Origin of the sequence: Nocardioides sp. NPDC023903 (assembly GCF_040639295.1) — a bacterium.
Lineage (GTDB): Bacteria > Actinomycetota > Actinomycetes > Propionibacteriales > Nocardioidaceae > Nocardioides.
The window spans coordinates 169720-193015 of sequence record NZ_JBEZZS010000002.1; the positions used below are offsets into that span (position 1 = coordinate 169720).

The 23296-nt window shown below is 70.5% G+C and carries 21 protein-coding genes and 4 riboswitches; of the genes, 8 read left to right on the top strand and 13 right to left on the bottom strand.

The features are described 5' to 3' along the window. Nucleotides 1-15: 15 nt before the first annotated feature. Together AB0F44_RS04300 and AB0F44_RS04305 are read right to left on the bottom strand one after the other, a co-directional pair. Complete coding sequence (locus AB0F44_RS04300) at nt 16-1713, bottom strand: ribonucleotide reductase N-terminal alpha domain-containing protein (RefSeq protein WP_357353006.1); 1698 nt, start codon at nt 1711-1713, stop codon at nt 16-18. Further along, on the bottom strand, nt 1713-2711 hold the full coding sequence (locus AB0F44_RS04305) for a ribonucleotide-diphosphate reductase subunit beta (protein WP_357353008.1): 999 nt from the start codon (nt 2709-2711) through the stop codon (nt 1713-1715). The genes AB0F44_RS04300 and AB0F44_RS04305 overlap by 1 nt, the downstream gene beginning before the upstream one ends. A 147-nt stretch (nt 2712-2858) precedes the next feature. Then, a riboswitch (cobalamin riboswitch) is annotated at nt 2859-3076 on the bottom strand. Nucleotides 3077-3164: 88 nt separating this feature from the next. After that, nucleotides 3165-3348, top strand: a riboswitch (cobalamin riboswitch). A gap of 95 nt (nt 3349-3443) precedes the next feature. Between AB0F44_RS04305 and AB0F44_RS04310 the strand changes: the two genes are divergently transcribed. The 5 genes from AB0F44_RS04310 (at nt 3444) to AB0F44_RS04330 (ending at nt 7551) form a co-directional block, all read left to right on the top strand. Beyond that, nucleotides 3444-4493 carry an iron ABC transporter permease gene (locus AB0F44_RS04310; protein ID WP_357353010.1) on the top strand — a complete coding sequence of 350 codons (1050 nt, stop codon included), beginning with the start codon at nt 3444-3446 and terminating at the stop codon, nt 4491-4493. Next, nucleotides 4490-5335, top strand: a complete 846-nt coding sequence (locus AB0F44_RS04315) for an ABC transporter ATP-binding protein (protein ID WP_357353012.1) — start codon at nt 4490-4492, stop codon at nt 5333-5335. The genes AB0F44_RS04310 and AB0F44_RS04315 overlap by 4 nt, the downstream gene beginning before the upstream one ends. Then, nucleotides 5332-6402 carry an ABC transporter substrate-binding protein gene (locus AB0F44_RS04320; protein WP_357353014.1) on the top strand — a complete coding sequence of 357 codons (1071 nt, stop codon included), beginning with the start codon at nt 5332-5334 and terminating at the stop codon, nt 6400-6402. Before AB0F44_RS04315 ends, AB0F44_RS04320 begins: the two co-directional genes overlap by 4 nt. Before the next feature lie 32 nt (nt 6403-6434). Next, a riboswitch (cobalamin riboswitch) is annotated at nt 6435-6500 on the top strand. Between the two features lie 56 nt (nt 6501-6556). After that, entirely contained in the window at nt 6557-6772 is a 216-nt protein-coding gene (locus AB0F44_RS04325; RefSeq protein ID WP_160028078.1) for a CbtB-domain containing protein, read from the top strand. After that, nucleotides 6772-7551 (top strand): CbtA family protein, encoded by a 780-nt coding sequence (locus AB0F44_RS04330; RefSeq protein WP_357353016.1) that lies wholly within the window; start codon nt 6772-6774, stop codon nt 7549-7551. Before AB0F44_RS04325 ends, AB0F44_RS04330 begins: the two co-directional genes overlap by 1 nt. 17 nt (nt 7552-7568) lie before the next feature. On the opposite strand, the gene AB0F44_RS04335 is transcribed toward AB0F44_RS04330, so the two are convergent. From AB0F44_RS04335 to AB0F44_RS04360, 6 genes are all read right to left on the bottom strand, one after another. Continuing rightward, entirely contained in the window at nt 7569-8249 is a 681-nt protein-coding gene (locus AB0F44_RS04335; RefSeq protein ID WP_357353018.1) for a (2Fe-2S) ferredoxin domain-containing protein, read from the bottom strand. After that, entirely contained in the window at nt 8246-8971 is a 726-nt protein-coding gene (locus AB0F44_RS04340) for a cobalt-precorrin-6A reductase (RefSeq protein WP_357353020.1), read from the bottom strand. Before AB0F44_RS04340 ends, AB0F44_RS04335 begins: the two co-directional genes overlap by 4 nt. Then, nucleotides 8968-10590 carry a cobyric acid synthase gene (locus AB0F44_RS04345; protein WP_357353022.1) on the bottom strand — a complete coding sequence of 541 codons (1623 nt, stop codon included), beginning with the start codon at nt 10588-10590 and terminating at the stop codon, nt 8968-8970. Before AB0F44_RS04345 ends, AB0F44_RS04340 begins: the two co-directional genes overlap by 4 nt. Beyond that, nucleotides 10587-11360 carry a precorrin-6A synthase (deacetylating) gene (gene cobF, locus AB0F44_RS04350; RefSeq protein WP_357353024.1) on the bottom strand — a complete coding sequence of 258 codons (774 nt, stop codon included), beginning with the start codon at nt 11358-11360 and terminating at the stop codon, nt 10587-10589. The genes AB0F44_RS04345 and cobF overlap by 4 nt, the downstream gene beginning before the upstream one ends. Further along, nucleotides 11357-14962 (bottom strand): cobaltochelatase subunit CobN, encoded by a 3606-nt coding sequence (gene cobN, locus AB0F44_RS04355; protein ID WP_357353026.1) that lies wholly within the window; start codon nt 14960-14962, stop codon nt 11357-11359. Before cobN ends, cobF begins: the two co-directional genes overlap by 4 nt. Nucleotides 14963-14995: 33 nt before the next feature. Further along, a riboswitch (cobalamin riboswitch) is annotated at nt 14996-15141 on the bottom strand. Continuing rightward, complete coding sequence (locus AB0F44_RS04360) at nt 15119-15679, bottom strand: GNAT family N-acetyltransferase (protein WP_357353028.1); 561 nt, start codon at nt 15677-15679, stop codon at nt 15119-15121. (Overlaps the previous riboswitch by 23 nt.) Nucleotides 15680-15776: 97 nt before the next feature. On the opposite strand from AB0F44_RS04360, the gene AB0F44_RS04365 reads away from it, so the two are divergent. Beyond that, on the top strand, nt 15777-16397 hold the full coding sequence (locus tag AB0F44_RS04365; RefSeq protein ID WP_357353030.1) for a helix-turn-helix domain-containing protein: 621 nt from the start codon (nt 15777-15779) through the stop codon (nt 16395-16397). After that, entirely contained in the window at nt 16390-17115 is a 726-nt protein-coding gene (locus tag AB0F44_RS04370; RefSeq protein ID WP_357353032.1) for a hypothetical protein, read from the top strand. The genes AB0F44_RS04365 and AB0F44_RS04370 overlap by 8 nt, the downstream gene beginning before the upstream one ends. Here AB0F44_RS04370 and AB0F44_RS04375 read toward each other — a convergent pair. The 5 genes from AB0F44_RS04375 to pcaH are packed head-to-tail and all read right to left on the bottom strand — an operon-like array spanning nt 17097 to nt 22323. Beyond that, nucleotides 17097-18533 carry an NAD(P)/FAD-dependent oxidoreductase gene (locus AB0F44_RS04375; protein ID WP_357353034.1) on the bottom strand — a complete coding sequence of 479 codons (1437 nt, stop codon included), beginning with the start codon at nt 18531-18533 and terminating at the stop codon, nt 17097-17099. The two genes, AB0F44_RS04370 and AB0F44_RS04375, sit on opposite strands and share 19 nt — an antisense overlap. Nucleotides 18534-18567: 34 nt before the next feature. Further along, the gene (locus AB0F44_RS04380; RefSeq protein WP_357353036.1) at nt 18568-19725 is read right to left on the bottom strand and encodes an alpha/beta fold hydrolase; all 1158 of its coding nucleotides are present in this window, start codon (nt 19723-19725) and stop codon (nt 18568-18570) included. Further along, nucleotides 19722-20981 (bottom strand): lyase family protein, encoded by a 1260-nt coding sequence (locus tag AB0F44_RS04385; protein WP_357353038.1) that lies wholly within the window; start codon nt 20979-20981, stop codon nt 19722-19724. The genes AB0F44_RS04380 and AB0F44_RS04385 overlap by 4 nt, the downstream gene beginning before the upstream one ends. 8 nt (nt 20982-20989) lie before the next feature. Then, a complete protein-coding gene (gene pcaG, locus AB0F44_RS04390) occupies nt 20990-21538 on the bottom strand; it encodes a protocatechuate 3,4-dioxygenase subunit alpha (protein WP_357353040.1) in 549 nt (182 codons plus the stop codon). Beyond that, on the bottom strand, nt 21535-22323 hold the full coding sequence (gene pcaH / locus AB0F44_RS04395; protein ID WP_357353042.1) for a protocatechuate 3,4-dioxygenase subunit beta: 789 nt from the start codon (nt 22321-22323) through the stop codon (nt 21535-21537). The genes pcaG and pcaH overlap by 4 nt, the downstream gene beginning before the upstream one ends. 71 nt (nt 22324-22394) lie before the next feature. Between pcaH and AB0F44_RS04400 the strand changes: the two genes are divergently transcribed. After that, nucleotides 22395-23138, top strand: coding sequence for an IclR family transcriptional regulator (locus AB0F44_RS04400; RefSeq protein WP_357353044.1), 744 nt, complete (start codon nt 22395-22397; stop codon nt 23136-23138). Nucleotides 23139-23296 lie beyond the last annotated feature (158 nt).

Below are 23296 nucleotides of genomic sequence, written 5' to 3' on the forward strand. Positions count from 1 at the left end.
CGAAGGTCGAAGGGATCAGTTGGTGCGGGTCTGCTTGCTGGCCTGGATGCCGGCCCGCGAGCGCAGGTAGTACAGGCTCTTGATGTTCGGGTCGAGCAGGGCCAGCTTGTGGATCTTGCTGATGTACTGCGGGGTCGCGTCGGCCTGGAAGAAGAGGTTGAGCGACTGGGCCTGGTCGATGTAGACCTGCCGGTCCGACGCGCGGGCGAGCAGGATCTCCTGGTCGATCTCGTAGCCGGTCTTGAAGACGTCCTTCTCGTGCTCGTCGAGCCAGTCGACGTGCTGGACCGAGCCGCCGTGGTCGACGATGTCGTCGATGTGCGCCTGGTCGTAGACGCCGCGCTCCTCCATGACCTCGACGAGGTTCTGGTTGGCCCGCGGCATCTCGCCGGCCGAGGTGGTCTGGTTCCAGACGTTGGCGACGTACGGCTCGATGCCCTGGCTGGTGCCGCCGACGATCACCGCGGTGCTCATCGTCGGGGCGATCGCCATCAGGTGGGAGTTGCGCCGCCCGACGCACCACTCTGGGATGCCCGCGACCGAGCCCATCCACCGCGACGCGGCGTCGGCGTGCGACGAGATCCGCTCGAAGATGTCCTTGTTGAGTGCCGCCGCCTTGTCCGACTCGAACGGCACCCGCTGCTTCTGCAGGTAGTCGTGGTAGCCCATCACGCCCAGGCCCAGGCTGCGGGCCTTCTCGGTGTAGCGCACCGCCCGCTCCAGGCCGCGGATCGTGCGGGCCTTGCGCAGGAACGCCTCGGCGACCGCGTCGAGGAAGACGGTGGCGACGTACGCCGTGTCCTGGTCTTTCCACTCGTCATAGGTCGAGAGGTTCAGCGAGGAGAGCACGCAGGTGTAGGAGTGGTCCTCGTCGCTGAAGAGGGTGATCTCCGAGCACAGGTTGGAGGCCTTGTTGGCCAGCCCGTTGGCCTTGTAGGACTCGGTCTGCGCGGCGTTGACCGTGTCGACCTTCCAGATGTAGCCCTTGCCCAGCACGACCCGGATCTTCAGCACCCGCTGATAGCGCTCCAGGGCGTCCTTGTCGCCGGCCAGCATCCGGTCGATGAACGCCTGGCTGAAGATCCAGCCGATGTTCTTGTTGGCGGGCTCGCGGAAGATCAGGTCGGCGAGCTCGAAGAAGTCCGGGTGGTCCACCGGCAGGTAGCCCGCCCAGGAGCCGCGGCGGGTGGCGCCCTGGCTGATCTGGTTGGTCATCTCCACGAAGTTGCAGAAGACCGGGACCACGCCGTTGGCCTTGCCGTTGTCGCTGAACTTCGCGCCACGGGGCCGGACGTCGCCGAGGTACGCCGAGGTCCCGAACCCGTTCTGGGAGAGGATCGCCGCCTCCTTGAGGGTCTCGTAGAAGCCCCAGACCGAGTCCTCGACGTACGACCCCTCGCACGAGACCGGCAGACCCCGGTCGGTGCCGAGGTTGGACAGCACCGGCGTCGACGGGGAGAGCCAGCCGTTCCAGATGGCCTCGAAGAACCGCTCCGTCCAGGAGACGCCGTCCTCGCGGGGGTACATCTCGTCGGCGAGGTCGCCGGCGGTGCTGGCGATGGTCTCGTAGCGCTCCCGGACGCTCTGCTCGGCGACGGTGTACTTGGCCTTGAACATGGCGTAGCCCGCCGTGGTCATGAAGGCGGGCACGATGCCCTCGGCCTGCAGGGCCTTGCGCTCGGCAGAGAGCGCCTCCCAGTTGCTGTTGCTCATTAGAAGCTGAACTCCGTCTCGCCGATGTTGCGGTTGTATTCGTTGCCGGTGACCTGGAAGAAGTCGTGGAACTGGGTGCCGTTGATGCCGCTGTAGAACCACTCGGCGATCGGGTTGACCTCGACGTTGAACAGCGGCTCCATCCGCATGTTCTCCAGGGTCATGTCGATGCGGGACCTCACGAAGGTCTCCAGGTCGGCCTGATCGATGCCGGCGATCGGCCCGTGGTCGAAGAGCATCTCCACGATCCGGGCCTCGTGGGCGTAGAGGTGCTCGGCGACGCCGCGGACCCGGGCGAAGAGCTCGTCGCGTTCGGCCTCGAACTTGTCGGCCGGGACGGTGGCGGCGTACTCCTCGAGGGTGGTGTTGAACAGCCAGGCGCCGCCGGTGGCGTGCAGGTTCTCGTCGCGGGCGGAGAAGTTGATGCCGCTGATCACGTTCTGCAGCAGGTTCTTCCCACCGGACTGGAAGTGCTTGAGGAAGGCGAAGTTGGAGTAGAGGACGCAGTTCTCCATCAGCGTGAAGACGCTCAGCGCGTAGAGCAGGTCCTCGTCGGCGATCGCGTCCCACACGAACTGGATCCGCTCGGCCAGCACCGGGTCGTTCTTGTAGGAGTCGTAGAACTCCTCGGTGTCGATCATCAGGACCTTGTTGAGCTTCGCGTAGAACGGCGCGTGCATGTTCAGCTCGGCGAACGAGAAGGCGTTGGCCATCATCTGGACCTCCGGACGCGGGAACGCGTGGAAGATCCGGTCGCCCCACACCTCGCCGCCGAGGATCAGCTCGTAGATGGTGAACAGCTTCAGCGTGGTCTTGACCGCGGCCTGCTCGGCGTCGGTCATGTTGACCAGGAAGTCCTGCTTGTCGTTCTCGACCGGGATCTCCTCGGCGGTCCAGAAGATGCTCCGCTGCTTCTTGGCCAGGTCCTCGGCCATCGGGTAGTCGAAGACGTACGCCGACTTCTCGGTGCGGATCGGTAGACCCTCGGTGTCGATCATGTCCGTGCCCTTCTCACGCGGGCCCCCGGCCCGCTGGATGTCTCGTGCATCCGTGCCGGGGCAGGGAGGACGGCGGCAGCGCGCCGGGCGGACCCGGTCACGTGGTGCTCGCTCGATCCCCTGACCTTCCCTCGAGGTCGCGGACCCCACCATGAGGTGGGCACTGGCAGGTCTTCGGACTCGTGGGCGTGATCGTGCTCGGTCCTAGTGGCCGTCGCTTCCCAGGAGCCGGCTTGCTCCCAGTGCTTCGTGACGGCGGTCGTTCCCACTCACCGCTGCGGGGCAGTCCCGGGCTCACACCGGGTTCCCTCTTGCCTCTCCCGCCCCGTCGCCGAGGAGGAAGAACCAGCTGCGAGGACCACTATATGCGGGAATTACACCAATGCAACTTCCTAGATCTTGTGTCTGATCGTGTCGCCGGCAACGCCGCGTACGCGGTCTGGAGCACCGTGCTAGCGTGTCGCCCGAGTCGAACGCATCCTGATGGATGCCAGGGAACTCCGGTGTGAATCCGGGACTGGCGCGCAGCGGTGAGGGCGACGGCGACGCTAGGCGCCACTGGGACGTGAGTTCCTGGGAAGGCAGCGTCGCCGGTTGAACCCGAGTCCGAAAACCTGTCGACTCAGATGTACGTCAACGGGCCTCGCGATCAGGCTCCAGGAGACCTGAGAGGCCGACAGCCGTGCAAGCGTCCTGCCGCGATGCGCACCACCCGCACGCCGGAGGGCCGTCGTGAAACGCGCCGCCGGCGCGAACCGCAGAGTGCCCTTCGTACCGCTGGTCCTCGGCCTGCTGATCGCCTCGGTCCTCAGCGTCGTGGTCTCCCTCGCCTTCGGCTCTGAGCGGATCCCGGTCACCGACGTCGTCGCGGCGGTCCGGGACCGGCTCCAGGGTGCTGCGCCGGGGCAGTGGGACGTGATCGTGTGGGAGCTTCGTCTTCCCCGGGCGCTGATGGCGCTGGTCGTGGGCGCGGGCCTCGCGGTGTCCGGGGCCGGGATGCAGACCCTGGTCCGCAACCCGCTCGCCGACCCGTTCCTCCTCGGGATCAGCTCCGGCGCCTCGGTGGGGGCGACGGCGGCGATCACCACCGGGGCGCTGGCCGGCTTCGGCATCTACGCAGTCTCCACCGGAGCCCTGCTCGGGGCGATCGGCGCGGCGCTGCTGGTCTGGCTCGTGGCGACCGCACAGGGCGGGCTCACCCCGATCCGGCTGGTGCTCTCCGGGGTCGTGCTCTCCTCGGGGCTCTCCGCGATCGCCTCGTTCCTGGTCTTCATGAGCGATGACCCTCGCGCCGCCAACTCGGTGATGTTCTGGATGCTCGGCAGCGTCGGCGGCGCCAGCTGGGAGAAGCTGTGGCTGCCCGCGGCCCTCAGCCTCGTCCTGTGCCTGGCGATGCTGGCGCTGCATCGCTGGCTGGACGCGCTCGCCGCCGGCCCGGAGACCGCCGCCGCCCTCGGCGTGAACGTCGCGGCCCTGCGTACGGCTCTGTTCGTCGGGTTGGCGGTCCTGGTCGGGGTCCTGGTCGCGGTCAGCGGCGGGATCGGGTTCGTCGGGCTGATCGTGCCGCACGCGGCCCGGCTGCTCGTGGGCGCGCGGCACCGGGTCGTCCTCCCGGTCGCGGCACTGGGCGGTGGGCTGTTCCTGCTGTGGGTCGACGTCCTGGCGCGACTGGTGGCGCGACCGCAGGAGATCCCGCTGGGCGTGGTCACCGGTGTCGTCGGGGCGCCGCTGTTCCTCCTGCTGCTGGGTCGCGGCAGGTATCGGTTCGGAGGTGGGGGATGAGCGGTCAGGAGGTCGGCCCGGTGCTGCGGCTACGCGGGGTCGGCGCGCGACTGGGCGAGCGCGAGGTGCTTCGCGACATCGACCTCGACGTGCCCGCGGGCACCAGTCTCGGGATCGTCGGGGTGAACGGAGTCGGGAAGTCGACGCTGCTGCGCATCCTCGCCGGAGTGCTGCGGCCGAGCGCAGGCCACACCTACCTCGCCGACACCTCCGGCGTCCTCCGCGAGACCGGTCAGATCAACTCGCGCGAGCGCGCCCGCCTGCTGGCGTACGTCCCTCAGGAAGAGGTCGCCTCGACCGAGCTGCTCGTCGGCGAGATGGTCGCACTCGGCCGGGTGCCGCGCACCCGGCCATGGTCTCGAGGCGGAACGCAGGAGCGCGAGATCGTCCGCGCGGCGCTCGATGCGGTCGGGCTGGCCGATCGGATCGACGACCCGTGCGACCGTCTCTCCGGCGGCGAGCGGCGCCGGGCGGTGATGGCTCGCGGACTCGCCCAGGAGTGCCCGGTGATGCTACTGGACGAGCCCACCAACCATCTCGACGTCGCCTGGCAGCTGCGGCTGCTGGAGACCGTCGCCGACCGGGCCGAGACCCTGGTCGCGACGATCCACGACCTCGACCTGGCACTCCGCTCCTTCGACCGGCTGGCGGTTCTCGGCAGGCCTCGGGACAGCGACCCCGACACCGGCCCGGCGACCGTCGTGGCGCATGGTCCGCCCGCCGAGGTCCTCGACGCCATCAGCGTCGACCTCCACTTCGGCGTCGGCTCCGTCCAGGTGTCTCATCCACACCTCGCCCAGCACCACCTGCTCATCCATCCCCGGAAGGACCACTCGGCATGACCTCACGCCTTGCCTGCCTCGCTGCGCTCGCGCTCGGCTCCGCGCTCCTCACCGCCTGCGGCGCCGAGGCGACCGGCTCAAGTGCTGTAGGTGACTCCGCGATCACCGTCGAGAACTGTGGCGAGAAGGTGACGGTCGACGAACCGGTCACCGAGCTCTATGCGTACGACGGCGGGATCATCTCGATCGCGCTCGCCGCGGGCGCGCGTGACGAGCTCGTCGCCGTCACCGGGCTGGCGCGCGACAAGCAGCTGCTCGAGCTCGCCTACCCGCAGGACCGTGTCGACGAGCTCCGGGTGGTCGGCGATGACCAGCCGACCCTGGAGACCGTGCTGGCGGTCAAGCCGCAGATGATGTTCGCGGGCTGGGGCTACGGGTTCAGCGAGTCGCGCAACCTGCTGCCCGAGACGCTGCACGAGCAGGACATCGACACCTACCTGCTCAGCGAGACCTGCCGGCAGGAGGACGGCGACCGCGGCACCATGGCGGCCTGGACGGCGCTGCGTACGGACCTGCTCAACATCGGCGAGCTGACCGGGCACGCGGAGACCGCGAATAAGGTCGTGGCCGACATCGAGGAGCGTCGCGAGGCCCTGGAGAGCGCGCCGAAGCCGGAGGAGGCGCCGACCGCGTTCCTCTTCGACTCCGGAAGCGACGCGATCTTCACCTCGGGCTCCTTCGGTGGGCCGCAGGCGATCTTCGACACCGCCGGGGTGACCAATGCGACCGCCGACGTCGAGGACACCTGGACCGAGGTCGGCTGGGAGCGCTTCGCCGCCGCCAAGCCCGACATCATCTACTTCGTGGACTACCCCGGACAGTCGTACGAGGAGAAGGTCAAGATCCTCGAGGCCAACCCCGCCTCCCGCGACCTGCCCGCGGTCAAGGAGAAGCGGTTCGTGAACCTGCCGTACGCGATGTGGGTCTCCGGACCGCTCAACATCGACGCCGCCGAGTGGGTGCGCCGGTCCCTGGAGCACTTCGGTCTCGCGCCCGATTCCGGGATCGATCCGACGCTCGACATCACCGATCTCACCAACCTCGACGGCAACGAGTGGCTCCGCTGAGATCCCGCTATAGTGCAACGCAACGGACATGAGGAAGCCGGTGTAACTCCGGCACAGTCGCGCTACTGTGACACCGCCTCGCGGCGGTGGAGTCAGACCCGAGTGTCCGTCCAACCCCAACGAACAGGGACGCAGGTATCCCTGAGGAGGACATATGTCGCAGCACGCTGTGGCGCCCGTCGCCGGCGCCGATCTGCCCACCATCCCGCTTCGTGAGCTGGCCCCCTGGGCGCTCTTCTTCGGTCTGCTCGGTCTCCTGGTGCTCTTCTTCATCAGCGCCGACCAGGGCGCCGTCTCGATCCCGTCCGGCACCCTGATCCACGAGTGGGTCCACGACGGTCGTCACCTGCTCGGCTACCCCTGCCACTGATGAGCCCGCGTGCATTTCTCGTACGCGGCCTGCTAGCTGGACTCCTCGCCGGCGTCGTCACCTTCCTGGTGGCGTACGCCGTCGGTGAGCCGCAGGTCGGTGCTGCCATCGCGCTGGAAGAGTCGGCCGGTGCCGACGGGCATGCGCACTCGCATGCCGCCGAAGGCGGCGAGGGTGGTGAGGAGGCCGCCGAGGTCTCCCGCACCAACCAGAGCACCTGGGGCCTGCTCACCGGCACCCTGGCTGTCGGCGTCGCGCTCGGGGGCATCCTCGGGCTGGTCGCCGCATTCGCTCTCGGGCGGATCGGGCGGCTCACGCCGGGACAGTCGACGGCGCTCGTCACCCTGATCGGGTTCGTCGCGGTCACGCTGGTGCCCTTCCTCAAGTACCCAGCGACCCCACCGGCGGTCGGCAGCGGCGACACCATCGGCGTCCGCACCGCGGTCTACTTCGCCTTCCAGGCCCTCTCGGTCGTGGCGGCCGTGGTCGTGACGTACGCCGGCGTGCGGCTGCGCGGGCGGTTCGGCACCTATCTCGCCGTGGTCGGCGCGATCGCGGCCTACCTGGTCGTGATGGTCGTCGCCGGAGAGCTGTTCACGACGGTCAACGAGGTCGGGGACTTCCCTGCCGACACGCTGTGGTTCTTCCGCCGGGCCTCGCTGATCACGCTCGCCACCATGTGGGGCGTGATCGGAGTGGCGCTGACCGGCCTGGTGATCAGGCTGCACGCGGCGGAGCGCGCCGTCGCGGAGCGAAAGGCCCTTGCCGCGAGCCTGTGACCGGCCCACGAGAAGGTTCAGCAGCGGGGGAGGCGGTAGGCCTCCACGGGGCGGCCGCCGGCCAGGTGATCACGCACGATCACCCGGGCGGCGGCCGCTTCCACGTTGCCGTACCAGACATCGTCGGGCTGGACGCTGAGCACCGGCGCCTGGTTGCACGGGAACTGGCACCCGGTGTGGGTGATCAACAGGTCGTCGTCCCCGAGACCTGCCTCCATCGCGCCCAGGATCACGGCCCTGGCGGTCTCCTCCGAGCCCTTCGCGGTGCAGCGCGGGCCGCGGCAGATCAGGACCTGGCGTACGTGTTCGGGGACTCGCTCCCAGGCGGGCGAGGTCAGCCCGGGCTCGGTGCCGGTGACCGGTCGGGTCTCGACGAACGCGTCGGCGAGCTCGTCGCGCGTGGTCGCCAGACGGGTCGCGACCTGGATCTCGGGGCGGTGGCCGGCCCGCTCACGCCACCAGTGGGCCGCGATCCGGCGCAGCCAGGAGTGGCCGGGGGCGAGCGGGCCGAGGCTGACCCCGGCCAGCGTGATCGTCCCGGTGCCGGAGTCGGCGATCCGGGTCAGCTCGGCGGAGAGCGACGGACCGCCCATCTGCAGGAACGCGAGGCTCGCGCCGAGCTCGTCGGCCCAGGCGAGCAGGTCCTGGCGCCGGTCGACGTCGGTCACCGACATACCGACGAGGACGCGGACGCTCACCGGAGCCCCTTGACCCAGGCGATCGCGTCGGCGACATCGTTGACCGTCTGGACCTCGCCAGATCCGCCGGGTCGGCGGACGACGACCACCTTCACGCCCAGCTCGGCCGCCGCGTCCATCTTCGGCCTGGTGTAGGTGCCGCCGGAGTCCTTGGTGATGAGGACGTCGGTGCGGTGCTCTCGCATCAGCTCTCGCTCGCCCTCGAGGTGGTAGGGCCCCCGGCTGGTCAGCAGCGTCCACGGCTCAGGCAGGTCGAGGTCGGGCCGGTCGACCACGCGGGCGAGCGCGGCGTGCCCGCCCAGTGCAGGTACGAAGCGCCCGAGCTCTTGGCGGCCGACCGTGATGAACGGTCGATCGCCGAGGCCGGCAGCGAGATCCGCGGCCTGGTCGTGACTGTCGGCGTAGACCCAGGACGGGTCAGGCGTCCAGCCCGGCCGCTCCAGCCGGAGCAGCGGATGGCCGGTCAGCTCGCAGGCCGCGGCCGCGTTGGCCGACATTCCGCGAGCGAAGGGATGGGTCGCGTCCACAACTGCATCGAACTCCGCCAGAGCCGCCTGCAGCCCCTCGACCCCGCCGAACCCACCGATCCGCACCGCGCCAACCGGCAGTCGCGGACGTGCCACCCGGCCGGCCAGCGAGGAGGTGACGTCGACACCCTCGTCCAGCAGCCGCGCCGCCAGGCCCCGCGCCTCCCCGGTCCCGCCCAGGATCAGAAGTTTCATCGTTCGACTCTCCCGCTGGCCGAGCCGCTGCCCTCACCGGTCGAGCCGTCTCCCTCGCTGGTCGAGCCGCCGGAGCCGCTAGGCGGAGGCGTGTCGAGACCAACACGGTTTGCTGCGCGCGAGGGGACTGTGTTGGTCTCGACACGACGTCGCTCGTCCCTCACGACGTCGGCTCGACCAGCGGAGTCAGCGAGGGCGAGGTCGAGCAACGCGTCGATGTCGAGGTGCTCCTCGACGAGGTCGCCGATCAGGTCCAGGCGGCGTTCGCGGGCGGCCGGGAAGGAGACGGTGGACGGCTCGCGGCCCAGCGTCGCGGCGAGGAACGCGCCGCGCAGCGCGTCGCCCTCCAGGCTGCCGTGCCACATCGTCCCGAAGACCTGCCCCGAACGAGCGCCGCCGAGGAACTCCGAAACCCCGTCGCCGCGGGTGATCCGGCCGTGGTGGATCTCGTAGCCGCTCGCCTCGACCCCGAGCGCCGACCCGGTGGGCAGGCGGAGGTTCTTGGCAGGGGTGAAGTCGGTGCGTACGTCGAGCAGGCCCAGCCCCTCGACCTCAGCGACCGACCCCTCGACGCCGTCGGGATCCGCGATCACACCGCCGAGCATCTGGAAGCCGCCGCAGATCCCGAGGAGCGGGCGGCCGCGGCGTACGTGCTCGGTCAGGGCTGCGTCGAGGCCGCGCGAGCGCAGCCAAGCGAGGTCGCTGATCGTGGACCGGGTGCCGGGCAGGACGACCAGGTCGGCATCGGCGACGTCGGCCGGTGAGGAGGCGAAGACGACGTCGAGGTCCGGCTCCAGCCCGAGCGCGTCGACGTCGGTGAAGTTGGAGATGCGGGGGAGGCGTACGACCGCGACCTTGCGGGTGGCGCCGGCTGCCGAACGGCGTCCGTCGAGGTCGAGCGCGTCCTCGGAGTCGAGCCACAGCGACGGCTCCCACGGCAGCACCCCGAAGACCGGGCGCTGGGTGAGCGACTCCAGCGAGTCGAGTCCGGGCTTGAGCAGCCCGGCGTCGCCACGGAACTTGTTGACCACAAAACCGCTGATCAGAGCCTGGTCCTCGGGCTCGAGGAGGGCCAGGGTGCCGTACATCGCCGCGAACACCCCGCCCCGGTCGATGTCGCCGACGACCACGGTCGGCAGCCCGGCATGCCGCGCCAGCCCCATGTTGACGTAGTCCCCGGCCCGCAGGTTGATCTCGGCCGGGCTCCCCGCGCCCTCAGCGACGATGACCTCGAAGCGCGAGGCCAGATCGTCGTACGCAGCATGGGCCGCGGTCGCCAGATGCCGGCGCCCCGCCTCCCAGTCGTGCGAGGACACCTCGCCCGCGGGATGCCCCATCAGGACCACGTGGCTGCGGCGGTCGGAGCCGGGCTTGAGCAGCACCGGGTTCATCGACGGCTCTGGGGTGACTCGAGCCGCCAGCGCCTGCACCCACTGCGCCCGGCCGATCTCGGCGGTCGTCCCGTCGGGCGCCTGGCAGACCATCGAGTTGTTGGACATGTTCTGGGCCTTGTAGGGCGCGACCTTGACGCCGCGACGGGCGAACGCCCGGCACAGCCCGGTCGTCACGACCGACTTGCCGGCGTCCGAGGTGGTGCCGGCGACCAGCAGCCCGCTCATCGGCGGGGTGCTCGCAGGAGGTAGATGTCCATCACCCAGCCGGACTTCTCACGCAGCCGGGTCCGAGCCTCCTCGATCGCGGGGACGACCTCGCCGACCGTGCCGGCGACGAGCTCCTCCTCACGCGTGCCGAGGTTGCCGCCCCACCAGATCCGCCAGTCCTCGAGCCCGGGAAGGTCGACGACTCGGTTGAGCATCACCACGAGGTTGTCGTGCCCGGCCTCGACGGCGTCGAGCACGGCGCGGCCGGTGGTGACGTAGAGCGGACGCCCGACGTCATGGAGCACGAGCCGGTGCCGGGCGGCGAGCAGCTGCACCGAGGAGATCCCGGGGATGACGTCGACCTCGACGTCGAGCTGCTCGGCGATCTGGTCGACGACCCGAATCGTGGAGTCGTAGAAGGCAGGGTCGCCCCAGACCAGGAAGCCGACGTCGCCGGGGTGCTCGGCCAGCACGGCGAGATACCGCTCGACCCGGGCCCGGTGCCAGGCGGCAACCGCCGCCCGGTACTCCGCGTCGGTCCCGGTGAACTCCTCACGCCGCTCACGGGGCGCGTCGGCGACCTTGACCACCCGGGCGGGCTGATCGAGATGGCGGTCGAGCAGTTCCTCGCGGGCCCGCACCAGCGGGTCGGGCATGCCCTGCTTGACCGTGCCCGACTTGTCGGTGACCAGGAAGAAGTCGACCGACCGCATCGCGGCCACGGCCTCGAGGGTGACCTGGTCGGGGTCACCGGGGCCGACGCCGATGATCTTGATCTGACGCGTCACTCTTCCTCCAGGTCACCTTCGATGTCGAGGTAGATCTCCTGCATCTGCGCGACGAGCTCGGGGTCGGGCTCCTCCCACAGGCCGCGCTCGGCCGCCTCGTGCAGCCGCTCGACGATGCCGCGCAGCGCCCACGGGTTCGAGGATCGCATGAACTCCTGGTTGGTCTCGTCCAGGACGTACTCGCGGGCGAGCTTCTCGTACATCCAGTCCTGCACCACACCGGCGGTCGCGTCGAAGCCGAAGAGGTAGTCGACGGTCGCGGCCAGCTCGAACGCGCCCTTGTAGCCGTGGCGCTGCATCGCCGAGATCCAGCGCGGGTTGACCACCCGGGCCCGGAAGACGCGGTTGGTCTCCTCCTGCAGCGTGCGGGTCTTGATGGCGTCGGGGGAGGTGGAGTCGCCGACGTACGCCTTCGGCTCGCTGCCGGTCAGCGCGCGGACGGTCGCGACCATGCCGCCGTGGTACTGGAAGTAGTCGTCGGAGTCGGCGATGTCGTGCTCGGCGGAGTCGACGTTCTTGGCGGCGACCTTGATCCGGCGGTAGTTGGCGCGCATGTCGTCGGCCGCCGGGGCGCCGTCGAGGTCGCGGCCGTAGGCGAAGCCGCCCCACGCCGCATAGACGTCGGCGAGGTCCTGGTCGGAGCGCCAGTTGCCGGCCTCGATGACCTGCAGGATCCCGGCGCCGTACGAACCGGGCTTGGAGCCGAAGATCCGGGACGTCGCGCGGCGCTGGTCGCCGTGATCGGCGAGGTCCTCGAGGGTGTGCGCGCGGACGAAGTTGTCCTCGGCCGGCTCGTCGAGGTCGGCCACCATCCGGACCGCGTCGTCGAGCATCGAGACGACGTGCGGGAACGCGTCGCGGAAGAACCCGGAGATGCGTACGGTCACGTCGATCCGGGGCCTGCCGAGCTCGGCGAGCGGGATGACGTCGAGGTGCGTGATCCGGCGGGAGGCCTCGTCCCACTCGGGGCGCACCCCGAGCAGCGCGAGCACCTCGGCGACATCGTCGCCGGACGTACGCATCGCGGAGGTGCCCCACACGGACAGCCCGACGCTTGTGGGGTAGTCGCCCGTCTCGTCCAGGTAGCGCTGCAGCAGCGAGTCAGCCATCGCCTGCCCGGTCTGCCACGCCAGCCGCGACGGCACCGCGCGCGGGTCGACGGTGTAGAAGTTGCGCCCGGTCGGGAGTACGTTGACGAGCCCTCGCAGCGGCGAGCCCGACGGCCCCGCGGGGACGAAGCCACCGTCCAGCGCGTGCAGGACGGCGGACAGCTCGTCGGTCGTCCCGTTCAACCGCGGCACCACCTGCTCGGCGGCGAAGACGAGCACCTGCCGCACGGCCGGGTCGTCGTGGAGCGTCTCGGCGACCGCCGGGTCCCAGCCGGCTGCGTCCATGCGCTGCACCAGATCCTTCGCCTGGGCCTCGATCTCGTCGACCGCCCGGGTGTCGGCGCCCTCCTTGAGACCGAGCGCAGCCCGTAGCCCGGGCACGGCACCGCCGACGCCGCCCCACACCTGCGCGGCGCGCAGGATCGAGAGCACCAGGTTGACCCGCGCCTCGCCCTCGGGCGCGGCACCCAGGATGTGCAGACCGTCGCGGATCTGGGCGTCCTTGATCTCGCAGAGCCAGCCGTCGATGTGGAGCATGAAGTCGTCGAAGTCGTCGTCCTCGGGCCGCTCCTCCATGCCGAGGTCGCGGTGGAGCTCGGCGGCCTTCATCAGCTGCCAGATCTCGCCGCGGATGGCGGGCAGCTTGGCCGGGTCCATGGAGGAGATCCGGTCGTACTCCTCCATCAGCCCTTCCAGCCGCGCGATGTCGCCGTAGGACTCCGCACGCGCCATCGGCGGCACCAGGTGGTCGATGATCGTGGCGTGCGCACGGCGCTTCGCCTGGGCACCCTCGCCCGGGTCGTTGACCAGGAACGGGTAGATCAGCGGCATGTTGCCAATGGCCGCGTCCGGGCCGCAGGACGCCGAGAGCGCGGCGTTCTTGCCGGGCAGCCACTCCATCGAGCCGTGCTTGCCGAGATGGACGACGGCGTCGGCGCGGAAGCCGTTCTCGAGCCAGCGGTAGGCACCGAGGTAGTGGTGCGACGGTGGCAGGTCCGGGTCGTGGTAGATCGCGACCGGGTTCTCCCCGAACCCGCGCGGCGGCTGGATCAGGATGACGATGTTGCCGGCCTGGAGCGTGGCCAGCACGAGCTCGTTGTTGTCGTTGACGAAGAGCTTGCCCGGCGTCGGTCCCCAGGTCTCGACCATCTGTTCGCGCAGGTCAGCGGGGAGATCCGTGGTCCACTTGTCGTAGTCGGCCTTGGAGATGCGGACGTGGGCGTCGGTGAGCTGGGCGTTGGTCAGCCACTCCTCGTCCTGGCCGCCGGCGGCGATCAGGGCGTGGATCAGCGCGTCACCGGCGGCGGTGTCGCCCTCCTCGGCGGCGACGGAGTCGAGGATGCGTACGACCTCGTTGTCCTGCCCCAGGTCATAGCCCTCCTCGCGGAGCCGGCGCAGCATCCGGATCGCGGAGACCGGGGTGTCCAGGCCGACCGCGTTGCCGATCCGGGAGTGCTTGGTCGGGTAGGCGGAGAGCACCAGCGCGAGGCGCTTGTCCGGGTTGGCCGTGTGCCGCAGGCGCGCGTGGTTGACCGCGATCCGGGCGACCCGCGCGGTGCGCTCGGGGTCGGCGACGTAGTGGGGGAGACCCTGCTCGTCGAGCTCCTTGAAGGAGAACGGGGCGGTGATGATCCGCCCGTCGAACTCGGGGATCGCGATCTGGTTGGCCGAGTCGAGCGGCGTGACGCCGTCGTCGGAGGCCTCCCACTCCGCGCGCGAGCTGGTCAGGCACAGTCCCTGGAGCACCGGGATGTCGAGCGCCGCCATCCGCTCCACGTCCCAGGCCTCGTCCTCGCCGCCGGCGCTGGCCGAGGCGGGCACCGAGCCGCCGGCCGCGAGCACGGTCACGATCAGTGCGTCGAGGGTGCCGAGCGCCTCGTAGAGATCGTCGGGGGCCGAGCGCAGCGAGCCCGCGAAGACGGGTACGCCGGTGGCCGCACCGGTCGCGTCGATGGCATCGGCCAGCGCGTGGGCGAACGCGGTGTTCCCGCTGGTCTCGTGGGCGCGGTAGTAGAGCACCCCGATGCGAGGACGAGTCGCGTCGGCCGGCGCGGGTCGCTCCGCGAAACCCCAGGCGGGGACGGTCGCGGGCGGCTCGAACCCGAAGCCGGTCAGCAGGACCGTGTCGGAGAGGAACGCGTGCAGTTGGGCGAGGTTGCCCGGCCCACCCTCGGCGAGATAGCGGTGCGCCTCGGCGGCGACACCCATCGGGACGGTGGAGTGCTCCATCAGCTCGGCGCTCGGCTGCTGCTCGCCGCCGAGGACGACGACCGGGGTGCCGCGCTCCTTGACGGCGCTCAGGCCGTCCCACAGATCGTTGGGCGAGCCGAGGAGCCGGAAGACGACCAGGTCGGCATCGGCCACGACCTGCTCGAGATCGGTCGCTCGCGACGGGTTCGCCCAGGCGTAGTCGGCGCCGCTGGCACGGGCCGAGAGCAGGTCGGTGTCCGAGGTGGACAGAAGGGCGATGCGTACGCGTGCAGAGTCGGCCATGCCGAGTTCCTCCTAGGGGTTCTCGCCCCGTCGATCGGTCGGATAGCCCGCGGCCAGTGTCTGGCTGTGTCCGTGCCCAGATGCTGTACGGACGTCACAGTGGCGGAACCGCCCCGGACTTGCACCGGGTTCCTGCGCCACGAGCGTGCTCGCAGCCTACCCCGCGCGCCGCTCGAGCCAGGTCTCGCGGGTGATCTCGTACTCGACCTCTCCATCGGCGTGACCGGCGAGCGGTTCCGCGAAGTCCTCGTGGAAGGAGCGTACGAAGGTCATCCCGACCGACACCATCGTTGCTCGGGAGGCCTCGTTGACCGCCATCGTCTGCGCGATCACCCGATCGATCCCGAGCTCCTCGAACCCGTGACGGAGCAGCTCCAGCGAGCCCTCCTTCGCGTAGCCCTTGCGCCAGTGGCGCTGCGGGAGCCGGTAGCCGAGCTCGGCGGCATCGGTGCGCGGCGGGTTGTCGGGTGGCTCGAACATGTAGAGCCCGACGGCCTCACCGGCCGAAAACCCGATCCACTTGCCCAGCGCCTCCGTCTCCTTCGCCATCCGGATCCACTTGTGCATCCGCTCCTCGGTCTCCTCCGGCGTGAGCGCGCGGGTGAACAGATGGCGGAGCACCACCGGGTCCGAGTTGAGCTCGACCAGAAACGGCAGATGCTCCTCGCTGAGCGGGACCAGCTCGAGGCGCTCGGTACGCAGACGGGCTTGCGGCATGGGCCAGACGTTAGCCAGGCCGTACGCCGCCGGCACCTGGTTTCTGGGACGGTCCGGTCAATTGACAAATCCGTTTGTCAATTGCATCCTGGATCTTGTGAGCAACGGCATCATCTACGTCGACGAGCCGGACCGAGTGGCCGCGGCGCTGTCGCCTATTCGTCGGCAGCTGCTCGGACATCTGCAGGAGCCCACGTCGGCGACCCAGCTCGCCGCCGTGCTCGAGCTGCCTCGCCAGCGGGTGAACTACCATCTGCGGGCGCTCGAGTCGGCCGGGTTGGTGGAGCTGGTCGAGGAGCGGAAGCGCCGCGGATTCGTCGAGCGGATCGTCCGTGCGAAGCCGGGTGCGTTCGTGGTCGACCCATCGGTGATGGGCCGCGGACCCGAGTCCGCTGAGAGCGCGGGGCGGATCATGGACCAGTTCGCCGCCGACCACCTTGTCGGGGTCGCCGCAGCCACCGTGCGGGATGTGGCCCGCATGCAGGTCAAGGCAGACGAGCAGGGCAAGCGCCTGCTCACGTTCACGATCGAGGCCGCCGTGCGCTTCGCCGACGCCGCCGACGTGCACAGATTCACCGAGGAGCTGACCGAAGCGCTGCGACGCACGGCAGAGGGCTTCGACAGCCCGACCGGTCGGCAGTACCGCGTCGTCATCGGTGGGCATCCCGCCCCAGCAGCGGTGACCGACCCGTCCGAACAGGAGCAGAGCGATGAATGACAACCAGAGCGGCGAGACGCCGCGGATCGAGGTCACCGCGGCGGCCTCGGCCGAGGCCGCTTGGCAGGCCCTGCGGGACCCGGGCGCCATCCGACAGTGGCACGGCTGGGACGCGGATGAGATCGAGGCCGAGATCGACTCGATCTACTTCACCGATGTCGTCGAGGAGGCCGACCGGCGCACCCTGGTCGCCAACGGCGGCGACAGGTTCGACATCCAGCCGAACGGCGACGGCGTCCAAATCACGCTGACTCGTGCGCCGTTGTCCGGCAACCCGGACTGGGACGCCTACTACGACGACGTCACCGAGGGTTGGACGTCGTTCCTGCATCAGCTTCGATTCGCGCTCGAGCGCCGCCCCGGCATGACACGACGCACGTTGTACTTCGCCGATCGCGGCACCTACTCGGGCACCGTCATCGACCGGCTCGGCCTCGACGCTGTCGCCGGCCAGCCCCGGGGCAGCCGCTACACAGCGACGATCGCCGGTGAGGACGTGGCCGGCGAGGTCTGGTTCCGCTCGGCGCACCAGCTGGGCGTGACGGTCGACGCATGGGGCGAGGGCCTGCTGGTGATCGCCGGCACGGCGCCGTCGGACGCCGACCCGGCCGGCACGTCGATGGCCATCCTCAGCACGTACGGCCTCGAGAACGCCGATTTCGGGCAGCTCGACACGAGGTGGGCCGGCTGGTGGGCCGATCACCGGGCGGGGGAGTGATCCTCCGCGGTTAGGTGGCGGAGAGCTCGATGGGCGGCGTGGTAGCCGCACATGCCGTGGACGCCGGCGCCGGGCGGGGTGGCGGCGGAGCAGAGGAACATCCCGGGGATGCCGGTGTCGTAGCCGGCGAGGGTGGGGCGGACGATGAGCTGGCGAAGAGTGTTGGCGCCGGTGGAGATGTCACCCCCGACGTAGTTGAGGTTGTACGCCGCGTAGTCGGCCGGTGTGGTGACATGCGTCGCCACGATCTGGTCGCGGAAGCCGGGGGCGAAGCGCTCGATCTGGGCCAGCACCGCGTCGGTGGCGTCGCCCTCGTAGGCATGCGGGACATGTGCGTAGGCCCAGACCGGGTTGAGGTCTCCGACCGAGCGGGACGGGTCCGCGACGTACTGCTGCCCGAGCAGTACGAAGGGACGCTCGGGCATCCGGCCCGCCGCCATCTCCCGCTCGCTGGCCGCCACGTCCGCGATCGTCCCGCCGAGATGGACGGTCCCGGCGCGGCCTACCTCCGGGTCACGCCACGGGATCGGACCGCGGACCGCCAGATCGAGCTTGTACGCCGCGGGACCGTGCTGCCAGCGCCGCATCGCCCGGCGCGGCCGCTCGGGGAGGGCGGCGCCGGCGATGTCGGCGAAGCCGCCGGGGCTGGTGTCGAACAAGGTGACATCGGAGTCCGGAAGGTCGGCGAGGTTGCGGACGGTGGTGCCGGTGACGACGGTGCCGCCCAGTTCCTCGAGCAGCTCCGCCATCGCGAGGGTGATCGCGTGGGAACCGCCCTCCGCGACCGGCCATCCGTAGCGATGTCCGCTGGCCACCAGCATGGTGCCCACGGCGGCCGTGCCGGGGCGGTCCAGCGGTTGGAACGCGTGCGCCGCGCACCCGGCGAAGAGCCCCTTCGCCGCCTCCTCGCGGAAGGCTCGCGCGAGCGCGGCGGCCGGTGGGGCGGCGCGCATCCCGAAGCCGGCCAGGCGGAACGGATGCCGGGGGAGTCGCAGCATCGGACCGAGGACGTGGTCCGAGATCGCGTCCCAGCCGCGTACGACCGGGCCGAACACCTGCCGCCAGCGCTGTCCGTCGGCGCCCAACCCCGCGGCTGTCTCATCGACTGAGCGATGCAGGAGCGCGGCCGGGCCCTCGTCGAGCGGATGGGCGAGCTCTAGCTCGGGAAAACGCCAGGTCAGGCCGTACTTCTCCAGCTCGAGGCCACCGAGGAACGGTGAGGCCAGGCCGAGCGGATGGATTGCCGAGCAGATGTCGTGGCGCAGCCCGGGCAGGGTCAGCTCGGCGGTGCGCGTGCCACCGCCGACGGTCTCCGCGGCCTCGAGGACCGTCACCTTCACGCCCTGCTGAGCGAGCACGATCGCAGCCGCCAGCCCGTTGGGGCCGGCGCCGACGACGGTCGCTGAATGCGGCTTCATGGGACCAATCCAACCAGCGGGGCCGGTCAATCGTTCAGGCTCCGTCGTTCAAGACCCGGTTGGCGACGGCGAAGGCGGTGTTCGCGGCGGGTACGCCGACGTAGATCGAGGTCTGCAGGAGCACCTCGATGATCTCCTCGCGGGTCAGCCCGTTGGTGAGCGCGGCGCGGAGGTGGAACTCGAGCTCCTCGAAGTGGCGCCCGGCGACCAAGGCGGTGAGCACGCCGATCGAGCGGTCCCGGCGGGCGAGGCCGGGGCGGGTCCAGATCGTGCCCCAGGCATAGCGCGTGATCAGGTCCTGGTAGTCGCGGTTGACGTCGGTGATCGCAGCGGTGGCCCGGTCGACGTGGGGGTCACCGAGCACCTGGCGGCGTACGTTCATCCCGGCCGCGGAGGCCGGGTCCGACGCGGTCACGTGAGAGGTGATCAGGGTGGAGACGGCGTGCGGCGCCTCGGCGGGAGCGAGGTGACCGACGGCGTCGAGGGCGACGAGCCGCCCGTTGCGCACCCCGACGGCGATCTCCTCGAGCGAGGAGGGCGGGGTCGGGGCGTCGTCGACACCAGCGACCGCCAGAACCGGAGCGGCGACCTCGGCGAGCCGGCCGCGGACGTCGTACGCCGCCAGCGCCTCGCAAACCAGCGCATAGCTCTCCGCGTCGGCGTCGCGCAGCGAGTGGAGCAGCGCGCCGCCCCGAGCGGGCTCGCGCTCGAGGAAGCCGGGGGCGAACCAGCGCTGAGTCGAGCCGGCGATCTGTGAGGCGGTGCCGGCGGCGCGTACGGTCTTCGCGCGGTCGTTCCAGCCCTCGGGCTCGCCGATCTTGGCGCCGGTGTTGGTGAGCACCGCGGCGCTCACCCGGGTGGGTGCGTCGAGCAGGAGCTGGAGGCCGACGGCCCCGCCGACCGAGTCACCGGCGTAGGCGAAGGTGCCGTGACGCTCGCCGCGGTCGGTGAGGACCCGGTCGACGCAGGCGAGCACGCCCGCGGCGAGGTCGGCCATGGAGAACGCGTCGGTGGTGGGGGCGCCGTGGCCGTGGCCCGGGAGCTCCCAGCCGATGACGTGGAAGCTCTCCGCGAGCAACTCGGCGGTGGCGGCCCAGAGCGCGGTCACCGAGGTGCCGAGGGACGGGCCGACGACCAGGAGCGGCTTGCTCGGGTCTCCGGCCAGCTCGACAGGGGTGATCCTCGGCGTCATGAAAGGTCCTTCCAGATTTCGTGGGCGCGGGCGAGCGTGGTGTCGATGAGGGCGTCGGCGGCGCCAAGATAGTCGTCGAGCCCTGCGGCGGCCTTGGTCCTGGCAAGGATCTCGCCACCGACGAACCCGGTCAGCGACCGCTGCTCGGCCAGCAGGTCCGCTCCGGCGGCTTCGGCGGTGGCGCGCATCCGGGCCGCGTCGACGCGGAGCCCGGCGAGAAGCTCGGTGGTCTGCGAGGCGGCGACGACGCTGCGGCGGGCGAGGGTCTGCAGGGTCTCCCACTCGACGTGCCAGGCGCCGTCGGGACGCTCGTCGAGGTAGGTCGCCGCGGCGGTGTGGAGCGTCGCGGCCAGCGGGGGAGCGGCCAGTGCGTGGCGGCGGACGAGGACCGAGAGCACCGGGTTGGACTTGTGCGGCATGGTCGAGGAACCGCCGCGCCCCTCACCGGCCGGCTCGGCGAGCTCGCCGATCTCGGGGCGGGTCAGCAGGGTGATGTCGGCGGCGATCCGGCCCCAGGTGTCGGCCGCGGTGACCAGCGCGTCGGCGGCCGCGTTCAGCGGGGCGCGGTTGGTGTGCCAAGGGGTTCGCGGGGTCAGTCCGAGCGTGGTCGCGGTGGTCGTGGCCGCCTCTTGGGCGGCGGCGACGGGATCGCCGAGACCGCGGAGCCGGGCCAGGCCGACGACCGCCGCCAGGGTGCCGGCCGCGCCACCGATCTGGGCGGGCAGCGACGTACGCGTCCGGCGGAGGGCCTCGGCGGCATCGCTCAGGCCGGAGAGCCAGGTCGCGGCCTTGAGCCCGAAGGTGATCGGCACCGCGTGCTGGGTCAGGGTGCGGCCGGACATCACCGTGGCGCGGTGGTCCCGGGCGAGACCGACCAGCGAAGCGGCCTGCGCGGCGAGCTCGTCCTCGACCCGGTCGAGCACATCGGCGAGGCAGAGCACGAGCGCGGTGTCGACGACGTCCTGGCTGGTCAGGCCCTTGTGGAGCCACCGGGCGGCCTCACCGTCGAGCCGGCCACGCAGCAGGTTCACGAGTCCGATGACCGGGTTGCCTCCGGCCTCCGCACCTTCGGCGAGCGCCGGGACGTCGTCCGCGGAGACCAGAGTGGCCAGCGGCGTACCTGCTTCCTCCGGGGCGATCCCAGAGGAGGCGGTCGCGGCCAGCCAGGCCTCCTCGACCCGCACCATCGCGGCGAGGTAGGCGGCCTCGGAGAAGAGATCCCCGGCGCGCTCCTCGCCTGGCCACAGCAGCGACATTCGACTCCTCAGTCGTAGGTGAGAAAGGTGGTCTCGCGGTCGCCCTGCAGGTGGATGTCGAATCGCAACCCGGTTGCGTCCGCAGTTGCCACCAGCGTCGCACGCTCGTCCTCGGACAGCGACACCAGCAGGGGGTCGCCGGCGTTGGCCGGGTGCTCGGGCAGGTAGATCCGGGTGTGCAGCTTGTCGAGCAGACCACGGGCGAAGACGGTGAGAGCGAGGAACGGCGCCGAGCCCTCCGCGGACGCACCCGGGAGCACCGTCGAGAACGTGTAGTGCCCGTTCAGGTCGGTGTCGGCGCGGCCCCAGCCGGTGAAGGTCCAGCCGTCGCGGTGCAGGGACCCTTCGGCCTGCGGGACGTTGCCCTCGGCATCGGTCTGCCAGATCTCGAGGAGCGCGTCGGGGATCGGGTTCCCGGCGCCGTCGTAGACCCGGCCGTGCAGCCGGATCGAGCCGGGGCTGCCCGGCGGGACCAGGTCGGCGTCGCCCTCGTAGGGGAGCGCATAGCCGAAGAAGGGGCCGATCGTCTGGCCTGGAGTGGGAAGTGGGGTGCTCACAGGTCGCCCTCCTCGGGCTCGGTCCAGGTGCGGCTCGGGCCGGTCAGGACGATGTCCCAGTTGTAGCCCATCGAGTATTCGGGGGTGGAGAGGTCGTGGTCGTACGTCGCCACCAGGGCGTCACGAGCCTTCTGGTCCGTGATCGACTGGTAAATCGGGTCGAGCGCGAAGAGCGGGTCGCTGGGGAAGTACATCTGCGTGATCAGCCGCTGCGTGAACGCGCGGCCGAAGAGCGAGAAGTGGATGTGCGCCGGCCGCCAGGCGTTGATGTGGTTGCCCCACGGGTAGGGGCCGGGCTTGATCGTCTGGAACCGGTAGCGCCCCTCGGCGTCGGTGATGCAGCGGCCGACGCCGGTGAAGTTGGGGTCGAGCGGCGCCGGGTGCTGCTCGCGCTTGTGGATGTAGCGGCCCGCGGAGTTGGCCTGCCAGATCTCGACGAGCTGGTTGCGTACGGGGCGCCCGTCGCCATCGGTCACGCGGCCGCTGACGGTGATCCGCTCGCCGATCGGCTCGTTGCTGCCGCCGATGGTCAGGTCCGCCTCGAGCGGGTCCACGTCGGAGTTCCCGAAGCACGGGGCCCACAGCTCGATGGTCTCGGGGTCAGCATGGCGCGGGTCCTTGGTGGGGTGGCGCAGGATGCTGGACCGGTAGGGCGGGTAGTTCAGCAGGGGCTGACGTACGTTCTGACCCGCGGAGTCGGCCTCAATGCTGAGCTTCTCGAGCTGGGCGATCTCGGCCGAGAGGTCCGCCTGGGTCTCGACTGGCTTCTTGGTGGGCGCTGTCACGGTCCGAACGCTAGGTCTCGGAGGCGTACGATGAAAGCACGGACTTCCGCTGAGCGAAAGAGGTGGACGAGATGGCAGGAGGCAGCGGAGGCCGTACGGTCGCCTCCCGCGTGCTCGGGCTCATCGGCGCCTTCGACGCCGGTCATCGCCGGCTGACGCTGAGCGAGCTCGCCGCCCGCGCGGACCTCTCCCTCCCGACCGCCCACCGGCTGGTCGCCGAGCTGGTCGAGTGGGGTGCGTTGGTGCGGGACGAGGAAGGGACGTACGCCGTCGGCCGCCGGCTCTGGGACGCCGGCCTGCTCGCCCCGGTCGCCACGGACCTGCGCTCGGTCGCGTCCCCGTTCCTCCACGACCTCTACGGCGCGACGCTGGAGACAGTCCACCTGGCCGTACGCGAGGACGACCACGTGCTCTACCTCGAGACGCTCCGTGGCACCCGCAACGTACCCATCGTCTCCTCGGTCGGCTCGCGCCTGCCGATGTACTCCACCGGCGTCGGCAAGGTGCTCCTGGCCCATGCGCCCGAGGACGTACGCAACCGGGTGCTGGCCGGCCCGCTCAGACCGTTTACCCGCCACACCATCACCACCCCCGGCCTGCTGCGGCGCCAGCTAGACCGGGTGATCACCGAGGGCTATGCGACCACCGCCGAGGAGATGACCCTCGGCGCCTGCTCGGTCGCGGTCCCGATCACCACCGGCTCCGGCGTCGTCGGCTCCCTCGGCATCGTCGTCTCCGACCTCCGCCGCAACCGCCTCCGCCTCGTCTCTGCGCTCAAGGTCGCCGCCCAGGGCGTCTCCCGCGCCCTTCCATAGCCGCCCGCTGGTCGAGCCGTCGGAGCCGCTAGGCGGAGACGTGTCGAGACCACCACAGTCGACTCGAGCGCCGCCGGAACCGTGTTGGTTTCGACACGCTCGCTGGCGCTCGCGGCTCAACCAGCGGGATCGGACGGCGACCGCGTGGGGTACCTTGC

What these genes read in the sequence shown, in the direction of transcription:
- AB0F44_RS04375 (WP_357353034.1), bottom strand. Translation starts at nt 18,533, where the DNA reads ATGAAGCCGCATTCAGCGACCGTCGTCGGCGCCGGCCCCAACGGGCTG.
- AB0F44_RS04380 (WP_357353036.1), bottom strand. Translation starts at nt 19,725, where the DNA reads ATGACGCCGAGGATCACCCCTGTCGAGCTGGCCGGAGACCCGAGCAAG.
- AB0F44_RS04305 (WP_357353008.1), bottom strand. Translation starts at nt 2,711, where the DNA reads ATGATCGACACCGAGGGTCTACCGATCCGCACCGAGAAGTCGGCGTAC.
- AB0F44_RS04320 (WP_357353014.1), top strand. Translation starts at nt 5,332, where the DNA reads ATGACCTCACGCCTTGCCTGCCTCGCTGCGCTCGCGCTCGGCTCCGCG.
- AB0F44_RS04325 (WP_160028078.1), top strand. Translation starts at nt 6,557, where the DNA reads ATGTCGCAGCACGCTGTGGCGCCCGTCGCCGGCGCCGATCTGCCCACC.
- AB0F44_RS04340 (WP_357353020.1), bottom strand. Translation starts at nt 8,971, where the DNA reads ATGAAACTTCTGATCCTGGGCGGGACCGGGGAGGCGCGGGGCCTGGCG.
- AB0F44_RS04345 (WP_357353022.1), bottom strand. Translation starts at nt 10,590, where the DNA reads ATGAGCGGGCTGCTGGTCGCCGGCACCACCTCGGACGCCGGCAAGTCG.
- AB0F44_RS04370 (WP_357353032.1), top strand. Translation starts at nt 16,390, where the DNA reads ATGAATGACAACCAGAGCGGCGAGACGCCGCGGATCGAGGTCACCGCG.
- AB0F44_RS04400 (WP_357353044.1), top strand. Translation starts at nt 22,395, where the DNA reads ATGGCAGGAGGCAGCGGAGGCCGTACGGTCGCCTCCCGCGTGCTCGGG.
- cobN (WP_357353026.1), bottom strand. Translation starts at nt 14,962, where the DNA reads ATGGCCGACTCTGCACGCGTACGCATCGCCCTTCTGTCCACCTCGGAC.
- AB0F44_RS04385 (WP_357353038.1), bottom strand. Translation starts at nt 20,981, where the DNA reads ATGTCGCTGCTGTGGCCAGGCGAGGAGCGCGCCGGGGATCTCTTCTCC.
- AB0F44_RS04330 (WP_357353016.1), top strand. Translation starts at nt 6,772, where the DNA reads ATGAGCCCGCGTGCATTTCTCGTACGCGGCCTGCTAGCTGGACTCCTC.
- AB0F44_RS04300 (WP_357353006.1), bottom strand. Translation starts at nt 1,713, where the DNA reads ATGAGCAACAGCAACTGGGAGGCGCTCTCTGCCGAGCGCAAGGCCCTG.
- AB0F44_RS04315 (WP_357353012.1), top strand. Translation starts at nt 4,490, where the DNA reads ATGAGCGGTCAGGAGGTCGGCCCGGTGCTGCGGCTACGCGGGGTCGGC.
- AB0F44_RS04360 (WP_357353028.1), bottom strand. Translation starts at nt 15,679, where the DNA reads ATGCCGCAAGCCCGTCTGCGTACCGAGCGCCTCGAGCTGGTCCCGCTC.